Source organism: Streptomyces sp. NPDC002092 (genome assembly GCF_053593775.1).
Window position 1 is genome coordinate 38,944 of sequence record NZ_JBSFDG010000008.1, and the last position, 17,095, is coordinate 56,038.

Genomic DNA, 17,095 nt, shown 5'->3' on the forward strand with positions numbered 1-17,095 from the left:
GGGCGGGGGTGTGGGGGGGGGCGGGGCCGCCCCCCCCCCCCCCCACCCCCGCTTTCGGCCCGAACGGCCTCGTACTCAAACGCCGGACGGGCTGGGTGGGGCAACCCTCTCGGCCCGTGGGGAGTCGTACTGGGCAGCGCGGAAGAGGATCTTGAGCCTCACCGCGGTCAACTGTCCTTCAGATTCCCGGAGTCGACGTGTCCGAGTCCGTTGCAGTACCCAGAACGCGGCGTGCCGTCGCGGTCGCGATCGCTCTGCTCGCCGCGACCGGTGTGGTCTCGCCGCTCGCCCATGCACAGCCCGCCGCGTCGAAGAGTGTCCGGCAGGACTTCAACGGTGACGGGTACGAGGACCTCGCCACCGGGGCGCCGGGCGCCACGGTCGGCGGTAAGAAGGCCGCCGGCTATGTCGCCGTCGTGTACGGGTCGGCCCATGGGCTGAACCTTGCGAGCAGGCAGGTCTTCACCCAGGCGACGCCGGGTGTCCCCGGCACCCCCGAGGCGGGCGACCACTTCGGGGCGCATCTCACCGCCGGTGACCTGGACGGCGACGGCTACACCGATCTCGTGGTCCCGGCGGCGGGGGAGCAGTGGACGCAGGGCGGGGTGGCCCGGCACGGCAGTGTGACCGTGCTGTGGGGCGGGAAGCGCGGGCTTTCCGGCGGGACGATTCTGCCGGGCGCGCTCACCGACGGTTTCGCGCGGGTCGTCGCCGGTGACTTCGACGGGGACGGGCACGCCGACCTGGCGGGGCCCTCGTCGCTGGAGTCGGGGCCGTTCAGCCGGACCGGAGTGCCCGCCCGCAGCCAGGACATCTCGTTCACCGACGCCGATGTGCAGGTGCTGGACGTGGCCAGCGGGGACGTCGACGGGGACGGCATCGGCGACGTGGTCGTGCTGACCGGGCCGTACGACTTCGACGACCCGGGCGACCAGAATGTCGGGCACACCCTCCTCTACCTGCACGGCACCCGGAACGGTCTCGCCTCGCCGGTGCATCTGAAGGACGGCGAGGGACGGGAGATCGAGGGCGGTGAGAGCATCGCGCTCGGTGACGTCAACGGCGACGGACGGGACGATCTCGTCTTCGGGCGGCCCCGGGTCGCGTACTCCGGCGACGGCACGCCCGACCCGAGCGAGTACGGCGAGCGGATCGGCATTGTGCTCGGTACGGCACAGGGGCCGCAGGCCGCCGACCCGCGCACGATCGACCAGGACACGCCCGGCGTGCCGGGGGCGACGGAGTCCGGTGATCTCTTCGGTACGGACGTCGCGGTCGGTGACGTGAACGGCGACGGTTACGCCGACATCGCGGTCGGCATTCCCGGTGAGGACTTCTCCGGTGTGACCGATGCGGGGACGGTCGCCGTCGTTCCCGGCAGCGCGTCCGGGCCGACCGGCGCCGGTACGAAGGTGTTCAGCCAGAACACGGCGGGCGTACCCGGCACGGCCGAGCGCGCGGACCACTTCGGCGGGGCGGTCACCCTCCTCGACGGCGACCTCCCCCACTCTCGACTTCGCTCGAGCGGGGGGACCCCCATCGGCCGTGCGGATCTGGTCGTCGGCGCGCCCGGTGAGAACTCGAATGCCGGTTCGGTATGGGGATTCCGTTCCACTGCCTCCGGGGTCACCACCACCGGCTCCCTCTCCTTCGGCGCCAAGGCGCTCGGTACCGACCCCGAACTCGCGCGGCTCGGAAGCGAGTTCACCCGCTGAAGGCACCGGCTGAGTTCACGCGCCGAGCTCTCCGTCGGTTCACCGGGCGAAAACGTCTTCGACGGTGCCGGCTCGGGCGCGGCCGACGCCGAACTCGGCTTGAACTTCGCTCACTGAACAGCCCCCTGCCCGGTGTCAATTGACGGCATGTAGGGCCCGTTGCGGCAAAATCACGTTGTCGTGTTGTTCCCGTGTCGCAACGGGCCTTCTGTTGTCTGCCCATTTGTCATGCACGCGAAGGCCTCTGTTCAGCGGGTGGACCGCCCGGCTGCGTGAGCTTTCACGTGTCCAGGCTTGCGAGACAGGGGAGTTCGCGATGACCGGAGCAATCTCGCCCGACCGACGCCGCTTTCTGACCGCCGGTGCCGCCGTCCTCGGCGCCGCCGCGTCCGCCCAGCTCTGGCTGCCGGCCACGGCCCGCGCGGCCGAAGCCACCCTGCCCGACGGCGTGTTCAGCCTCGGCATCGCCTCCGGCGACCCGCTGCACGACGGCATCGTGCTGTGGACCCGGCTCGCCCCCGACCCCCTGAACGGCGGAGGCATGCCCGACACCGTGGTCCCGGTGGAGTGGGAGCTCGCGGAGGACGACCGGTTCAGAAAGCCCGTGCGCCGGGGTGTCGCCCAGGCCCGGCCCGAGTACGGGCACAGCGTTCACGTGGACGTACGGGGCCTTCGCCCGGACCGCACGTACTGGTACCGCTTCCGCACCAGCGGCCAGATCTCGCCCACCGGCCGCACCCGCACGGCCCCGCACCCGCACAGCAGGGGCGGCTCGCTGCGCGTCGCGCTCGCCTCCTGCCAGAACTGGCAGCACGGCTATTTCACGCCGTACGCCGACATGCTCGACCAGGACCCCGACTTCGTCCTCTTCGTCGGCGACTACATCTACGAGTCCGCCCCGTCGGCCACGGCCGTGCGCAGGCACGAGGGCACGGGAGAGCCGTACACCCTGGAGCAGTACCGCAACCGGTACGCGCAGTACAAGACCGACCCCGATCTCGCGGCGGTGCACGCGAGCACGCCCTGGGTGGTCACCTTCGACGACCACGAGGTCGACAACGACTGGGCCGGGGAGATCCCGCAGGACCCCGACAAGCAGCCGCACGACGCGTTCGTGGCCCGGCTGACGGCGGCCTTCCAGGCGTACTACGAGCACATGCCGGTCCGTGCCTCGGCGATCCCGAACGGCCCGCACATCCAGATGTACCGGCGGCTGGAGTTCGGCCGCCTCGTCCGCCTGAACGTCCTGGACACCCGGCAGTTCCGCAGTGACCAGGTGACCGGCCAGGCGGCCGCCGAGAACCCGTCGCTCACCATGCTCGGCGCCCGGCAGAAGGAGTGGCTCCTGGACGGGCTGCAGGACTCCCCGGCCCGCTGGAACCTGATCGCCTCGCAGATCATGATGGCCGAGACCGATCTGCAGATCGGCGAGGGGAAGCTCTGGTACTACGACGCCTGGGACGGCTACCAGGTGGAGCGCAATGCCCTGCTGGAGGACTTCGCCGACATCCGCAACCCGGTGGTGCTCAGCGGCGACCGCCACTTCACGATGATCAGCGACCTCAGGACCGACTACGACGACCCGGAGTCCGAGGTCGTCGGCGCCGAGTTCGTCGGGACGTCCATCTCCAGCAACGGAGACCAGGACCAGGCCGCCTTCCACGCCGAGTGGGACCGGCGGATGCCGGACAACCCGCACTGGAAGCTGATCGACGCCCACCGCGGCTACCACCTCTTCGACATCGACCGCGACGGCATCGACGCGCAGGTGAGGGTGGTGGACACGGTCCTCCGGCCGACCGCCGCGCCCAGCACGCTGGCGCGGCTGCGGGTGGAATCGGGCGAACCCGGCGTGCGGCTGGTCTGACCGGCCGCGCAAACTGTCGCTGCGGAAGCAATGTGTCTCCCCGGAATCCCAATACCGAAATCCGGGGCAATGGACTGCTTGACCGGCTGCATTCCAGGCTCGTTCATAACGGCGCGGGCATGCATATGAAGAACAGGTGCAGCCCGACGCCGCGGGACGTGAAGATCTCGACCGCGCAGTGGACCGTCGAGGCCGCCACCTGGACCACCGCCGAGATGATTGACCGCGTCGCCCATATGGGCGTACGGCCCCTCGGCGATCCGGCGCCGCCCCGCGCCGTCCCTGTGCAGTTACTCACAGCAATTCCGACGCGGCCGACGCAGGTGGTCCCACCGTCACCAGCAGTGCCAGGTGAATGACAGATGGCGCGCACATATGCAGCGAACAGCGCTCACCTTGCACAGCGGTAACCGCAAGTGGGACCATTTCCGCGTTCCCTGTCGCCCCAAGGTAGGTCCTCTGTGTCCCAGCACATAGCCAAGCCCCGTACCACCGCAGTGATCCTGGCCGGTGGTACCGGCCAGCGTGTGGGTCTTTCGATCCCCAAGCAGCTGCTGAAGATCGCCGGCAAGGCAGTCATCGAGCACACCCTGACCACCTTCGAGAAGGCCGACTCGATCGACGACGTCATCGTGCTGATGGCGCCGGGATACGTGCCCGACATCGAGAAGATCGTCGCCAAGGCCGGGTTCAAGAAGGTCAAGAAGATCATCGAGGGGGGCTCGACCCGGAACGAGACCACCGAGCGCGCCATCGAGGCCCTCGGCGAGGGCCTGGCCGAGGGCGAGGACCTCAACGTCCTGTTCCACGATGCCGTGCGCCCGCTGCTCGCGCAGCGCGTGATCGACGACTGCGTGGTCGCCCTCGAGCGCTACCAGGCCGTCGACGTCGCCATCCCGTCCGCGGACACCATCATCGTCACGCGCACGCACGGCGAGGACGGCGAGTTCATCACCGAGATCCCGGACCGGTCCCGGCTGCGCCGCGGCCAGACCCCGCAGGCCTTCAAGCTGTCCACCATCCGCAGGGCCTACGAGGTCGCGGCGGGCGACCCCAACTTCCAGGCCACGGACGACTGCTCCGTCGTGCTGAAGTACCTGCCGGACGTGCCGATCCATGTCGTCGCGGGCGACGAGTACAACATGAAGGTCACCCAGCCGGTCGACGTCTTCATCGCCGACAAGCTGTTCCAGCTCGCCTCCACGGCCGCGCCCGAGCAGGTGAGCGAGCAGGCCTACCGCGAGCTGCTCACCGGCAAGACCGTCGTGATCTTCGGCGGCTCGTACGGCATCGGCAAGGACATCGCCGAACTCGCCGAGTCCTACGGCTCCAAGGTGTACGCGCTCGGCCGCTCCACCACCGGTACCCACGTGGAGAACCCGGAGGAGGTCGACGACGCGCTGTCCAAGGCGTACGCGGAGACCGGCCGCATCGACTACGTCGTCAACACCGCGGGCGTGCTGCGCATCGGCAAGCTGGCCGAGACCGACAATGCGACCATCGAGGAAGCGCTGAAGGTCAACTACCTGGCCCCGGTGCAGATCGCTCGTTCCGCGTACAAGTACCTGGCGGAGACCAAGGGCCAGCTGCTGCTGTACACCTCCAGCAGCTACACACGCGGCCGCGCCGAGTACAGCCTCTACTCCTCGACCAAGGCCGCCATGGTGAACCTCACCCAGGCCCTGTCCGACGAGTGGGCCGGTGACGGCATCCGCGTCAACTGCGTCAACCCGGAGCGCACCGCGACGCCCATGCGCACCAAGGCCTTCGGCCAGGAACCCGAGGGTTCGCTGCTCTCCTCCGAGGCGGTGGCCCGCACCTCGCTGGACGTGCTGCTGTCCGAGCTGACCGGCCATGTCATCGACGTCCGCCAGCAGGACCCGACGGCGGGCGCGGCGAAGGCCTCCGGCTTCGAGCAGGCGCTGGCCTCGGTGCTGGACCGACAGGACGGCATGTAATAATCGACGGGAATTAGTCTTCCGTTATTCAGGCCTCTGCTTTCCGGTGTCAATGCAGTGTATTGACCGGGTGTTCGCAGGGGCCTGAATCCGTACACCCGACGAATTCCCATCGAATTGCCACAAATCCTGCGCACTTCAGAACAAAACCGGCACTCCCCCTCCCAGAGCAGGTTCTCCGTGATATCCACCGCTATTCGCGTCGCCCGGGTGGGCAGCGCGGCCGAACTGGCCGCGGCGATCCTCATGATGCTGGGCTTCCCGGCGATCATGGTGGCCGCGCTCGTCCCGAGCGTCTACGCCTTCGCGGCAGCGGCCGCCGTGACGTACCTGGCCGACCACTACCTGCACCGGAAGGGCAGTTATCTGGTCAACCGGCTGAGCAAGGTCAGAGCCGGTCTCTCGATCCGCTTCCTGATCCGAGAGCTCCTGCTGATCCTGCTGCTGGCCCGGCTGGACCTCGCGAACAACCTGATCTACTACGGAGCGATCGGCTGCTTCATCGCGTTCTACGGCCTCCAGGCCCCGCATGGCGCCGTGGTCACGCTGATCCGCAACCGGCGGCGGTTGCCGGTCGCCACCCGCAACGTCGATCTGAAGTCGCGGATCACCATCCCGGACGCCCCGCCGCTGGGGCTGCTCGACCGGTCGGCCGAGAAGATGCTCCACCTCGACCTCGCGGCCGTCGTCGGCATCCTGATCTCCGCCGTGGCGGGTTCGTCCGTGGCCGGCTTCGTCGGCATCGGCATCACCCTCGGCCTGGGCAGCCTGTACGTCCTCGCGCTCGTGCCGTACGTCAGTGGCCGCAAGATCCCGCCGGGCGCCGACAAGGTCCTCGCGGCCGTCGACGACTGGCTGCACGAGTACAAGCCGCAGACGGTGCTGTACTTCTCCGGCTCCAAGGACTCCGCCTACCAGGTCAACATGTGGCTGGAGACCATGGAGCAGCTGGACTCCCGGCCGCTGATCCTCTTGCGCGAGCGGATCATCCTGCAGAACCTGGCGCCCACCACGGTCCCCGTCATCTGCGTGCCCGGAGGGGTGCACCTGATGAACATGGACCTGTCCACGGTGCGGGTCGCGCTGTACGCCGCGAACGTGGGCAAGAACATCCACCTGCTGCGCGTGCCCACCATGAAGCACGTCTTCATCGGCCACGGCGACAGCGACAAGCTGGCCAGCGTCAACCCGTTCAGCAAGGCGTACGACGAGGTGTGGACCGCCGGCCGCGCGGGCCGCGACCGCTACGCCATCGCCGACGTCGGCGTCCGCGACGAGGACATCGTGGAGGTCGGTCGCCCGCAGCTGGCGCCGATCCAGGGGCGGGAGAGCGTGCCGCAGGGGCCCCGCGGCGGAGCCGCTGATGGGCGCTGTCCGACCGTGCTGTACGCGCCCACCTGGGAGGGCTGGGACGGCGACCCGGGCAACACCTCGATCATGCTCGCCGGCGAGAGCATCGTGAAGAAGCTGGTCAAGGCCGACCCGCCGGTGCGTGTCCTGTACAAGCCGCACCCCTTCACGGGCACGGTCCTGCCCAAGGCCGCCGCCGCCCACCAGCGCATCGTCGCCCTGGTCGAGAAGGCTGCCGCCGAGCGCGCCGCCGACTCCGGCTTCACCTCCGACGCCGCCGCGCAGGAGAAGGCGAAGGCCGACCTCGTCCGCATCGAGGCCCGGATCGCGGAACTGGTCGGCACCGGAGGTGAGCGGGCCGACGAGGCCGAGGCCACCCGTGACGGTGTGGTCGACGTCGACAGGTACGAGGAGGTCGCCCGGCTGCGCGGCGAGTGGAACGAGGCCTACTGGCGCTCCTTCCCGGCGTGGGAGCACCGTGTCATCGAGGGCGCCGAGCCGCGCCTGTACGACTGCTTCAACGTCTCCGACGCGATGGTCTCCGACATCTCCAGCGTGGTCTCCGACTTCATCGCGAGCGGCAAGCCGTACGCGGTCACGGACTCCGCCGGGCTGGGCGTCGAGGAGTTCAAGCGGCAGAACACCGCCGTGCGCGCCGCGGTGATCCTCTCCACCAGCGCCAAGGAACTGGGCGCACTGCTGGACGCGGTCCGCGACCCCGCCGCCGACACACTGGCGGAGGACCGCAAGGAGCTGAAGAAGTACCTGCTCGGCCCGGACGAGCCGACGTCCATCCAGCAGTTCAACACCGCGGTGGCGAACCTGGCGCTCAAGGCCGACACTCGCAACCGCGGCCAGGAGTCCCGGGCCGCCGCGGCCGGTACCCCCGGCGCGGACGAGCTGTCGGACGCCCTGTCGGCGCAGCCGCCCACCGCGTGAGAAGGCCGCCGCTCACGGTGTGAAACCAGTGAGAAGGGCCCGGTTTTCGAGGAGTGATCCTCGAAAACCGGGCCCTTCTTCGTAGGTTCATGTGTCCGTACCTGTCCGTTCGCCATGTGAACCGGATCACGAAAAGCTGACCATAGGGCAACCGCTTGACCGGGCCGGCCGTCTTTCCGGATAGCGAATGAGGCGATACGGGGGGAATATCCCGTTGACGAGGGAGAAACAGTGACCGTGACGCAGCCTGATGTGAGCGTCGTCATCGGGGCGTACGAAGCGATGCCGTATCTGGTCGAGTGCCTGGCGTCCGTCGAGGCACAGACCATCGACCCGGAGCGCATCGAGGTCATCGCGGTCGACGACGGCTCCACGGACGGGTCGGGGGAGTACCTGGAGGAGTTCGCGGCCCGCGCGGCGATGTCGGTCACGGTGATCCGGCAGGACAACTCCGGCGGCCCCAGCGGCCCGCGCAACGTCGGCCTGGGCAAGGCCGCCGGTCGCTATGTCTTCTTCCTCGACGCCGACGACCGGCTCGGTCCCGAGGCCCTGGAGCGCATGGTCGCCATGGCCGACCGCAACGGCACGGACGTCGTCCTCGGCCGCGTCGAGGGCATCAACCGCAAGCCGCCGGGGTCGATGTGGGGCAAGACCCTCGGCCGCACCGACGTCTACTCCTCCAACATCAAGTTCACGCTGAGCGCGCAGAAGCTGTTCCGCCGTGCGCTTCTGGAGCGGCACGGCATGCGCTTCGACGAGTCCCTGTGGACCGGCGAGGACGCCCTGTTCACGATGGAGGCGTATCTGCGGGCGAACGGCGTCTCCGTGCTCGCCGACTACACCTGCTACTACCTGGTGGGCCGCGAGGACGGCAAGCACGTCACGAAGAGCGGGGGCTACACCCTGCGCTTCGACTCCGCGCGCGCCCTCATGAACCTGATCGCCGAACTCGTCCCCGCCGGGGACAAGCGCGACATGCTCCTGGTCCGCCCCTTCCTGATCACGCTGCTGCCGCAGTTCGGCCCGAAGTACCTCACGGACAGCGAGAAGGTACGGCGGCACAAGTTCGAGCTGGCGAAGCCGCTGATGGAGCAGTTCTGGAGCGAGGGCGTCGCACGCCGCCTCAAGGTCGAGGAGCGGCTGCGACTGCACCTGGTCGCCGAGCAGCGGCCCGAACTCCTCGTGCCGGTCGTGCAGTTCGTGAAGGCGAAGAAGCAGGCGGCGCCCGTCCTGGAGAAGAAGGGCCGGGAGGTCTACCTCGCCTACCCGCACTTCCGCGACGCGACGGCCGCCGTACCCGACTCCGTCTACCTCGCCGCGCCCCGCGAGGCCAGGGCCGTCGAGGGCTACCGCGAACACTCCGCCGCCTCCGTGCTGAAGCGGGCGGTGCGCAAGGCACGCAGGGTGATGAAGGCCCGGGCGGGCGCGGGCGGAACCGCGGCGGCGGCCTGACGGCCCGCGTCCTAAGGCGCGCGGCACGTCCCCCGGAGCGGGGAGCAGGCGCTCTTGCCCTGCCGGACCGCAGCGCCAAATGGTCACGTGGCGCCTGTCCGGTGACTGGACCGGCGCGCGGGGTGCGGTCCCCTTCGCGTAGATTGCCGGGCGGGGGAGCCTGAGCGTGCGAGGGGACGGAAGAACAAGGTGGCAGGGGCAAGGCAGGCCGTGAGCGAGGCCCGCAGGATCGTCGTCAAGGTGGGTTCCTCGTCGCTGACCACCGCGTCCGGCGGCCTGGACGCCGACCGGGTCGACGCGCTCGTCGACGTCCTCGCCAAGAGCCGCAGCGGCGGGGAGAAGGAGATCGTCCTGGTCTCCTCCGGCGCCATCGCCGCGGGGCTCGCACCGCTGGGACTGCGCCGCCGCCCCAAGGACCTCGCGCGTCAGCAGGCAGCCGCCAGCGTCGGCCAGGGCCTGCTGGTCGCCCGCTACACCGCCTCCTTCGCCCGCTACGGCGTCCGGGTCGGCCAGGTCCTGCTCACCTCCGACGACATGAGCCGCCGCGCCCACCACCGCAACGCCTCCCGCACCCTCGACAAGCTGCTCGCGATGGGCGCGTTCCCGATCGTCAACGAGAACGACACCGTCGCCACCGACGAGATCCGCTTCGGCGACAACGACCGGCTCGCCGCCCTCGTCGCCCACCTCGTCCACGCCGACCTGCTGGTGCTGCTGTCCGACGTCGACGGCGTGTACGACGGCGATCCGAGCAAGCCGGGCACCTCGCGGATAGCCGAGGTACGCGGGCCCGAGGATCTCGCGCACGTCGAGATCGGCAGCGCTGGCAAGGCCGGCGTCGGCACCGGAGGCATGGTCACCAAGGTCGAGGCGGCCCGGATCGCGGCAGCCGCCGGTATCCCCGTCGTCCTGACCAGCGCGATCCACGCGGCCGAGGCCCTGTACGGTGGCGACACGGGCACCTACTTCCACCCCGCCGGCAAGCGCTCCGCCGACCGGCTGCTGTGGCTGCAGCACGCCTCCACCCCGCAGGGCTCCCTCACGCTGGACGACGGGGCGGTACGGGCGGTCGTCGAGCGGCGCAAGTCCCTGCTGCCGGCCGGGATCGCCGCCGTGGAGGGCGAGTTCGTCGCCGGGGACCCGGTGGAACTGCGGGACGCCGAAGGCCGCGCGGTGGCCCGCGGCCTCGTGAACTTCGACGCCAAGGAACTCCCCCAACTCCTCGGCCGCTCCACCCGAGAACTGGCCCGCGAACTGGGCCCGGCCTACGAACGCGAGGTCATCCACCGGGACGACCTGGTACTCCTGCACCCTTGACGCCCGCCGACGGCAAACGCGGCGCCCGGCCCTACGAAGTCGCCCCTGGCCCCCGGCCCCCGTATCTCTGGCCGCAGCCCCCAGGCCCCAGCCGAAAACGGGGGGAACGCCCCGCAAATCGACCCGTCGTGAGGTGGACGTTCCGCAAAACCGCCCCACGAGCCCTTGCGGCCTGCTCAACTTTGTCTCAGGGATACATTCCGCACGTCCGCCAGTCGATCACTGCGTGAAGGAGGCCGTCGTGAGACGAGTGCGCCCTGGGGCGGCGGCGTCCCGTGACGGCGCCCCCTCCCGCGCGGCCGGCGAGGAGCGCGCCCTGACCAGCGTCGCGGCCGGCGACCGGTACGAGGAGCCGGCCGACCTGCCGCGCCTGTGGCACGTCACCCTCAGCGTCTCCGGCGAGGAGGCCCCCCTGAAGGAGGTGCGGCGCGGCCTCGAACAGCTCGCCCACGACCACCCCTTTCTGCTGACCAGCCGGTACGCGGGCGACCACGCGGAGATCCGCTACTGGGAGGAGGCCCGCGACCTGCACGACGCGGCCGCCGTCGCCCTGCGCCTGTGGGGCGAGCACCGCCAGACCGCCAAGCTGCCGCCCTGGGAGATCGTCGGCCTGGAGGTCATCGACCGCGAGACCTACCACCAGCGGATAGCGGCCGGCTACGGCCCCGCGCCCGCGACCCCGGTCGGCGTACACCCCTTTTGATCCCGCACGGACCGTAACCACCAATTGAGGAACTCCCACGGCGAGCAACCACCTCCGCGAGAGCGGCGCCGGTTTAGGCGCAAATGGGCGCGTCTCGGGGTTTGGAATGGCTGCTGAACGGGCGCCCTCGGCGCACTACCCTTCCCTCATGACCACGCTTTCGCCGTACGACTCCATGTCCCCGGTCAACCGGGCCGCCTACCGCGCCAAGGCCGCCGCCGCCGACCTCGCCCCGCTGCCGCGCGCGGTCAAGGACGACGCGCTGGCCGCCATCGCGGACGCCCTGGAGGTCCGTACGAGCGAGATCGTCGAGGCCAACGCCAAGGACATCGCCAAGGCCCGCGAGGCCGGCACCAGCGAGGCCATCATCGACCGGCTGACGCTCACCCCGGAGCGGGTGCGCGCCATCGCCTCCGACGTGCGTGACGTGATCGCCCTGCCCGACCCGGTCGGCGAGGTCGTCCGCGGCTCGACCCTCCCGAACGGCATCGACCTGCGCCAGGTCCGCGTCCCGCTCGGCGTCGTCGGCATCATCTACGAGGCCCGCCCGAACGTCACGGTCGACGCCGCCGCCCTCTGCCTGAAGTCCGGCAACGCGGTCCTGCTGCGCGGCTCGGCCTCCGCCTACGAGTCGAACACCGCCCTCGTCCGGGTCATCCGGGACGCCGTCGGCGGCGCCGGACTGCCCGCCGACGCCGTACAGCTCGTGCCCGGCGAGGGCCGCGAGAGCGTGCGCGAGCTGATGCGCGCCCGGGGCCTGGTGGACGTCCTGATCCCGCGCGGCGGCGCCTCCCTCATCCAGACCGTCGTGACGGAGTCGATCGTCCCCGTCATCGAGACCGGCACCGGCAACTGCCACGTCTACGTCGACGCGAACGCCGACCTCGACATGGCGATCGACATCCTGATCAACTCCAAGGCCCAGCGGGTCAGCGTGTGCAACGCCGCCGAGACCCTCCTGGTCCACCAGGACATCGCCCCGGAGTTCCTGCCGCGCGCCCTGGACGCCCTCGCCGAGGCCGGCGTGACCGTGCACGCCGACCCGCGGGTGCTGGCGTACGCGAAGGACTCCAAGGCCACCGTCGTCGAGGCCACGCCGGAGGACTGGGACACCGAGTACCTCTCCTACGACATCGCCGCCGCCGTCGTCGACTCCCTGGACAAGGCCGTCGAGCACATCCGGCTGTGGACCTCCGGTCACACCGAGGCGATCGTGACGACCTCGCAGCAGGCCGCCCGCCGCTTCACCCAGCTCGTCGACTCCACCACCGTCGCCGTGAACGCCTCCACCCGCTTCACCGACGGCGGTCAGTTCGGCTTCGGCGCGGAGATCGGCATCTCCACGCAGAAGCTGCACGCGCGCGGCCCGATGGGGCTGCCGGAGCTGACCAGCACGAAGTACATCGTCACCGGCGACGGACACATCCGGCGCTGAGACCGCGCCCTCCCGGGCGGGTGCGCCGCACGAGAGGTGTCTCACAAGGCGGATGAATTTCCATACCGTCTGCCCAAATTGACCCCCCAGGTCTACTCTGGATCCGTGCCGGAGGACGTGGGGGGCACGCCGTTCCCTGACGGCTGGGAGCCCGACGACGACCACGACCGCGGGGTGTCGGACGAAGAGTTCGCCTCCGTGGTCTTCGACGAGGCCTTCGTACGGGCGGCCGTGGTGCACGAGCCGACCGCCGTCGAACGCCTCCTTGCCGCCGCCCAGGCGAGAGCGGAGGCCTCCGAGGCGGAAGCGCGCCGGGCCCACGGCAGGGGCGAGCGGTACGAGGAGGGGTACCAGCCCTCCGGTTTCGGCCATGATCCCGACCTGGACGACCTGGACGACACCGACCTCCTGGAAGGCCGCTACGGCGCCCCGGGGTCGTACGGGAAACAGGTCCGCTGGCACCGCCCGGTCGCCTGGATGCTCGCCCTCGTGATGGGAATAGGCATGGTCGCGCTGGCCTTCACCGCGGTCTACCGCGGCGCCTCCTCGGGCAGCCGGGACCAGGGACCGCCGCCGCCCGCCTCGACCGGCCTGGAACAGGGCAGCGCGCCGCCGCCCTCCGCCTCCGCCGACAACTCTCAGCCAGCGCTCTCGGTCATCCCGCCGACCCCCTGAGCGGCGGCCCGAGCGCCCCCTTCGTGCTCACTTTCGAACCTGGTGAGAACCTGTCAGAAGTTGTCGTGTACCAGGGCGTTTACCGGGGCTCCCGGAGACCTACCCTGAATATATGGGAGGGCCTGGAGACCCACCTGAGGGGACACCCGAGGGCGCCCCCGGCGGTGGAGGAGAGGACGAATACCGATCCGTCGTCTTCGACGAGTCGTTCGTCCGCGCTGCCCGCCTCCAGGAGTTCTCCGCGCAGGAGCGCATGGCCGACCACGCGCCCGCCGTACGCCGGCGCCCGCCGCTGCACAGAGGCCTGTCCCGGCAGGCGCTGATCCTGGTCCTGCTGATAGCGGTGGCCTTCGGCACCGCCATCTACATGGGTGTACGGCACCCGTACCAGAGCGCCACCGCCCGGCAGCCCGTCGAGCCCCTGCGGATGACCGTCATACCCCTCTCCCCACAGGGCAAGGTGCCGGGCGCGACCGATCCCGAGTACCTGTACGCGCACAGCCCCGCCGCGCAGTTCCGCGTCGGCGCCGAGGGCATACCGCTGCCCGCCGCGCGGCGCACCGCGCACTTCTCGGACAGCCAGGTGGTGGCCGCGCTGACCACCGCCAAGGACTACCTGGTCCGTTCCTCGCTCGACCCCGATGTGCTCAACAGCCAGGACGTCCGCGCCGCCCGTGTCCTGCTCGACGGCAGCCAACTCGACCAGTTCGACCAGAGTTTCGAGCACCCGACGGCCGACGGCCGCCACCAGCCCACCGGATGGCTGGTTCGCTTCGACCAGACCCGCGCCCAGCTCGCCGACGGCAGGATCCGCGTCCAGGGCACGCTGCAGGCCACCGAGACCGACTCGGCCACCCTCGAGGTCACCGCGGACCACACCTTCGTCTACGCGCTGAAGCCGACCGGCGCCGACGCCAAGGCCCCGGCCTCCCTGTTCACCGTCCGGCGCGAGCTGCACTTCCGCTTCGACCGCGACGACCTGCGCCTGCACCAGGCCCAGCTGGTGGTCTCCTACGTCCAGGCCGGCCCGCTGTCCTGCGCCGAGGACTCGACGAACCACTTCCACCCGCTGCTGGCCGGACAGACGGCCAAGGCGGGCGGCCCCGCGGGCACCGACCCCTACGCGACGGGCGGCGCCACCGCTCTCTGCGGCTCCCTGGCCCCCGGCGCGCAGCCCAGCGTATGAGCGACCGGCGGGGTGCCGCCGTCCCCGCCGGCTTCGAACCGCCGGATCAGTCCTCGTGGCGCGGCGGTGTGTCCGTGGGCGGCTCGTCCTGCGGCGGCCGCTCCTGCGAGGGAGCCGAGCTGGTGAAACCGTCGAACCCGCGCCGCATCCGGCCGCCGATGCCCCCGGCCCCGCCGGCGATGTCGCTGACCAGCTTCATCAGCGGGTCCTTGGAGCTCTTCACATTGCTCGCGTAGCTCGCCGCGGACTCCTTGAACGAGTCCGAGACCGAGGTGTCCTTGTCCTCGGTGCGCCGCGGGTAGTGGCCGTCCATGATCCGCTGGTAGTCCCGGGACTCGGACCACTTCTTCAGCTCGGCCGCCCGGATGGTGGTGAACGGATGCGAGCGCGGCAGCAGGTTCAGGATCTTCAGCACCGAGTCGCGCAGGTCGCCGCCCTCCTCGTACTCCTCGGCCTGCTTGAGGAAGGCGTCCACGTTCATCTCGTGCAGATGGTTGCCGCCCGCGATCTTCATCAGGCCGCGCATCGAGGCCTGCAGATCCTGCCCGGCGAGCAGTCCCGCCCGGTCCGCGGACAGCTCCGACTTGCGGAACCACTCGCGCAGCGCCGTCACGATCGCCATGATCGCGATGGTGCCCAGCGGGATCCAGGCGACCCGGACCGCCAGCTGGGTCAGGAAGAGCAGGATCGTGCGGTACACCGCGTGCCCGGACAGGGCGTGGCCGACCTCGTGGCCGATGACCGCCCGCATCTCCTCCTCGTCGAGCAGCTCGACGAGCCCGGTGGTGACGACGATGATCGGCTGATCCAGGCCGATGCACATCGCGTTCGGCTGCGGGTCCTGGTTGACGTACATCGGCGGGACCTTCTCCAGGTCCAGGATGTAACAGGCGTCCCGCAGCATGTCGTTGAGGTGCGCGAACTGCTGGTCCGAGACGCGCACCGAGTCGGACAGGAACAGCAGCCGGAGGCTGCGCTCGGGCAGCAGCCCGCTGAGCGCCTTGAACACCGTGTCGAAGCCGCTCAGCTTGCGCAGCGCCACCAGCGCGGAGCGGTCCGCCGGGTGCTCGTACGCACGGGAGGAGATCCCCGGGAAGCGCCTGCGCTGCCTGCTCGGTACGTTCTCGTGTCCGTTGTGCTCGTGGCCGTCGTCGGACATGTCTTCCCCCATGTGCGTGTAGTGGCCCTTTGCGGACCCTTGTGCGGCCCTTTGCGCCCCCGAAGCAAGCCCCAGCCTAGGCGGAGTTACCGTGGACGGGCACTACACCGAAGGAGTCCATCAGTCATGGAGCACACCCCCGCAGCCGCCTGGCTCGCCGAGGCCGCGAGCGCCGCCCCACACCAAGGGCCGGGGAATCTGCTCCGGGTCGTACTGATCGTGATGATGGTGGGTTGTGCGCTGACCGGGTGGTTCCTGTTGCGGGGCTACAAGCAGAAGGACGACTGACGACCGCCCAGGGTTCCCCGACCGCGGAGTCGGGGTGATCGCCCGGGAGGCGCCCGCTTACGATGGGCCGACATCTTTATCCCGCCCACACCGATAGGTCCTGTCGAGATGAGCTTCCACAGCACCGCCGCCCAGTTGGCCACCCTTGCCGCCGAGGGCGAGGGCGGCGCCAACCACGAGAGCCTCAGCCCCTACGTCACCGGTGGCAGCGCGCTGTTCATCCTGCTGCTCCTGCTGTGGATCACCACCCGTTTCAACCGCGACCGCTGAGGCGCCCGGTGCCCATAGCAGGGCACTCCGGGCATCCTCGGGGCGGCGCCCTCAGGCCGGGCCGGTAGGGTCTGCACGCATGGGAGAGCAGGACATGCCTACCGGTCCGGCGAAGGACGCGACGATCGGCACGGAACCCCGCCCGACGAGCGGCCCCGGCAACGGGCCGTCGAACCCGGGCAAGCGCCGGCTCGGCGTCATGGGCGGAACGTTCGACCCGATCCACCACGGGCACCTCGTGGCGGCCAGTGAGGTCGCCGCGCAGTTCCACCTGGACGAGGTGGTGTTCGTCCCGACCGGACAGCCGTGGCAGAAGACCCACCGCCATGTCTCCCCGGCCGAGGACCGCTATCTGATGACGGTCATCGCGACCGCCGAGAACCCGCAGTTCTCGGTGAGCCGTATCGACATCGACCGCGGCGGCCCCACCTACACGGTCGACACCCTGCGCGACCTGCGCGCGCTCAACCCCGACACCGACCTGTTCTTCATCACCGGCGCCGACGCCCTCGCCCAGCTGCTGACCTGGCGGGACACCGCGGAGCTGTTCTCCCTCGCGCACTTCATCGGGTGCACCCGGCCCGGCCACCACCTGACCGACCACGGTCTCCCGGAAGGCGGTGTCTCCCTCGTGGAGGTTCCCGCGCTGGCCATCTCGTCCACCGAGTGCCGTGCGAGAGTCGCCAAGGGAGACCCCATCTGGTACATGGTGCCGGACGGAGTCGTGCGCTACATCGACAAGCGCGAGCTGTACCGCGGCGAGTGAGCCGAGAGGGGCACC

General features: G+C 70.1%; 14 protein-coding genes. 13 read left to right on the plus strand and 1 reads right to left on the minus strand.

Going from position 1 to position 17,095, the window contains the following annotated elements; all coding sequences use genetic code 11:
• Positions 1 to 197 precede the first annotated feature (197 nt).
• The 10 genes from ACWCRD_RS19475 (at position 198) to ACWCRD_RS19520 (ending at position 14,597) form a co-directional block, all read left to right on the plus strand.
• Complete coding sequence (locus ACWCRD_RS19475) at positions 198 to 1,715, plus strand: VCBS repeat-containing protein (protein ID WP_450967053.1); 1,518 nt, start codon at positions 198 to 200, stop codon at positions 1,713 to 1,715.
• Between the two features lie 316 nt (positions 1,716 to 2,031).
• Entirely contained in the window at positions 2,032 to 3,582 is a 1,551-nt protein-coding gene (locus ACWCRD_RS19480) for an alkaline phosphatase D family protein (protein WP_450967054.1), read from the plus strand.
• 461 nt (positions 3,583 to 4,043) lie between these two features.
• The gene (locus ACWCRD_RS19485) at positions 4,044 to 5,540 is read left to right on the plus strand and encodes a D-ribitol-5-phosphate cytidylyltransferase (protein WP_450967055.1); all 1,497 of its coding nucleotides are present in this window, start codon (positions 4,044 to 4,046) and stop codon (positions 5,538 to 5,540) included.
• Positions 5,541 to 5,720: 180 nt separating this feature from the next.
• Complete coding sequence (locus tag ACWCRD_RS19490; protein ID WP_450967056.1) at positions 5,721 to 7,829, plus strand: hypothetical protein; 2,109 nt, start codon at positions 5,721 to 5,723, stop codon at positions 7,827 to 7,829.
• 231 nt (positions 7,830 to 8,060) lie between these two features.
• Positions 8,061 to 9,281 carry a glycosyltransferase family 2 protein gene (locus ACWCRD_RS19495; protein ID WP_450967057.1) on the plus strand — a complete coding sequence of 407 codons (1,221 nt, stop codon included), beginning with the start codon at positions 8,061 to 8,063 and terminating at the stop codon, positions 9,279 to 9,281.
• A 210-nt stretch (positions 9,282 to 9,491) separates the two neighbouring features.
• On the plus strand, positions 9,492 to 10,598 hold the full coding sequence (gene proB, locus ACWCRD_RS19500) for a glutamate 5-kinase (RefSeq protein ID WP_450967357.1): 1,107 nt from the start codon (positions 9,492 to 9,494) through the stop codon (positions 10,596 to 10,598).
• A 250-nt stretch (positions 10,599 to 10,848) separates the two neighbouring features.
• Positions 10,849 to 11,301 carry a hypothetical protein gene (locus ACWCRD_RS19505; RefSeq protein ID WP_389071596.1) on the plus strand — a complete coding sequence of 151 codons (453 nt, stop codon included), beginning with the start codon at positions 10,849 to 10,851 and terminating at the stop codon, positions 11,299 to 11,301.
• A 148-nt stretch (positions 11,302 to 11,449) separates the two neighbouring features.
• Positions 11,450 to 12,736: a glutamate-5-semialdehyde dehydrogenase gene (locus ACWCRD_RS19510; RefSeq protein ID WP_450967058.1), complete on the plus strand. Its 1,287-nt coding sequence runs from the start codon at positions 11,450 to 11,452 to the stop codon at positions 12,734 to 12,736.
• Between the two features lie 105 nt (positions 12,737 to 12,841).
• On the plus strand, positions 12,842 to 13,411 hold the full coding sequence (locus tag ACWCRD_RS19515) for an SCO2584 family spore wall biosynthesis protein (RefSeq protein WP_450967059.1): 570 nt from the start codon (positions 12,842 to 12,844) through the stop codon (positions 13,409 to 13,411).
• A 112-nt stretch (positions 13,412 to 13,523) separates the two neighbouring features.
• Positions 13,524 to 14,597 (plus strand): SCO2583 family membrane protein, encoded by a 1,074-nt coding sequence (locus tag ACWCRD_RS19520; protein ID WP_450967060.1) that lies wholly within the window; start codon positions 13,524 to 13,526, stop codon positions 14,595 to 14,597.
• 46 nt (positions 14,598 to 14,643) lie between these two features.
• On the opposite strand, the gene ACWCRD_RS19525 is transcribed toward ACWCRD_RS19520, so the two are convergent.
• Positions 14,644 to 15,756, minus strand: a complete 1,113-nt coding sequence (locus ACWCRD_RS19525) for a M48 family metallopeptidase (protein ID WP_450967061.1) — start codon at positions 15,754 to 15,756, stop codon at positions 14,644 to 14,646.
• A 126-nt stretch (positions 15,757 to 15,882) separates the two neighbouring features.
• Here ACWCRD_RS19525 and ACWCRD_RS19530 point away from each other — a divergent pair, with 126 nt between their 5' ends.
• From ACWCRD_RS19530 to nadD, 3 genes are all read left to right on the plus strand, one after another.
• On the plus strand, positions 15,883 to 16,044 hold the full coding sequence (locus ACWCRD_RS19530; protein WP_344402465.1) for a hypothetical protein: 162 nt from the start codon (positions 15,883 to 15,885) through the stop codon (positions 16,042 to 16,044).
• A gap of 108 nt (positions 16,045 to 16,152) precedes the next feature.
• Positions 16,153 to 16,314 (plus strand): hypothetical protein, encoded by a 162-nt coding sequence (locus ACWCRD_RS19535; RefSeq protein ID WP_450967062.1) that lies wholly within the window; start codon positions 16,153 to 16,155, stop codon positions 16,312 to 16,314.
• Positions 16,315 to 16,393: 79 nt separating this feature from the next.
• Complete coding sequence (nadD, locus tag ACWCRD_RS19540) at positions 16,394 to 17,080, plus strand: nicotinate-nucleotide adenylyltransferase (protein ID WP_450967063.1); 687 nt, start codon at positions 16,394 to 16,396, stop codon at positions 17,078 to 17,080.
• Positions 17,081 to 17,095 lie beyond the last annotated feature (15 nt).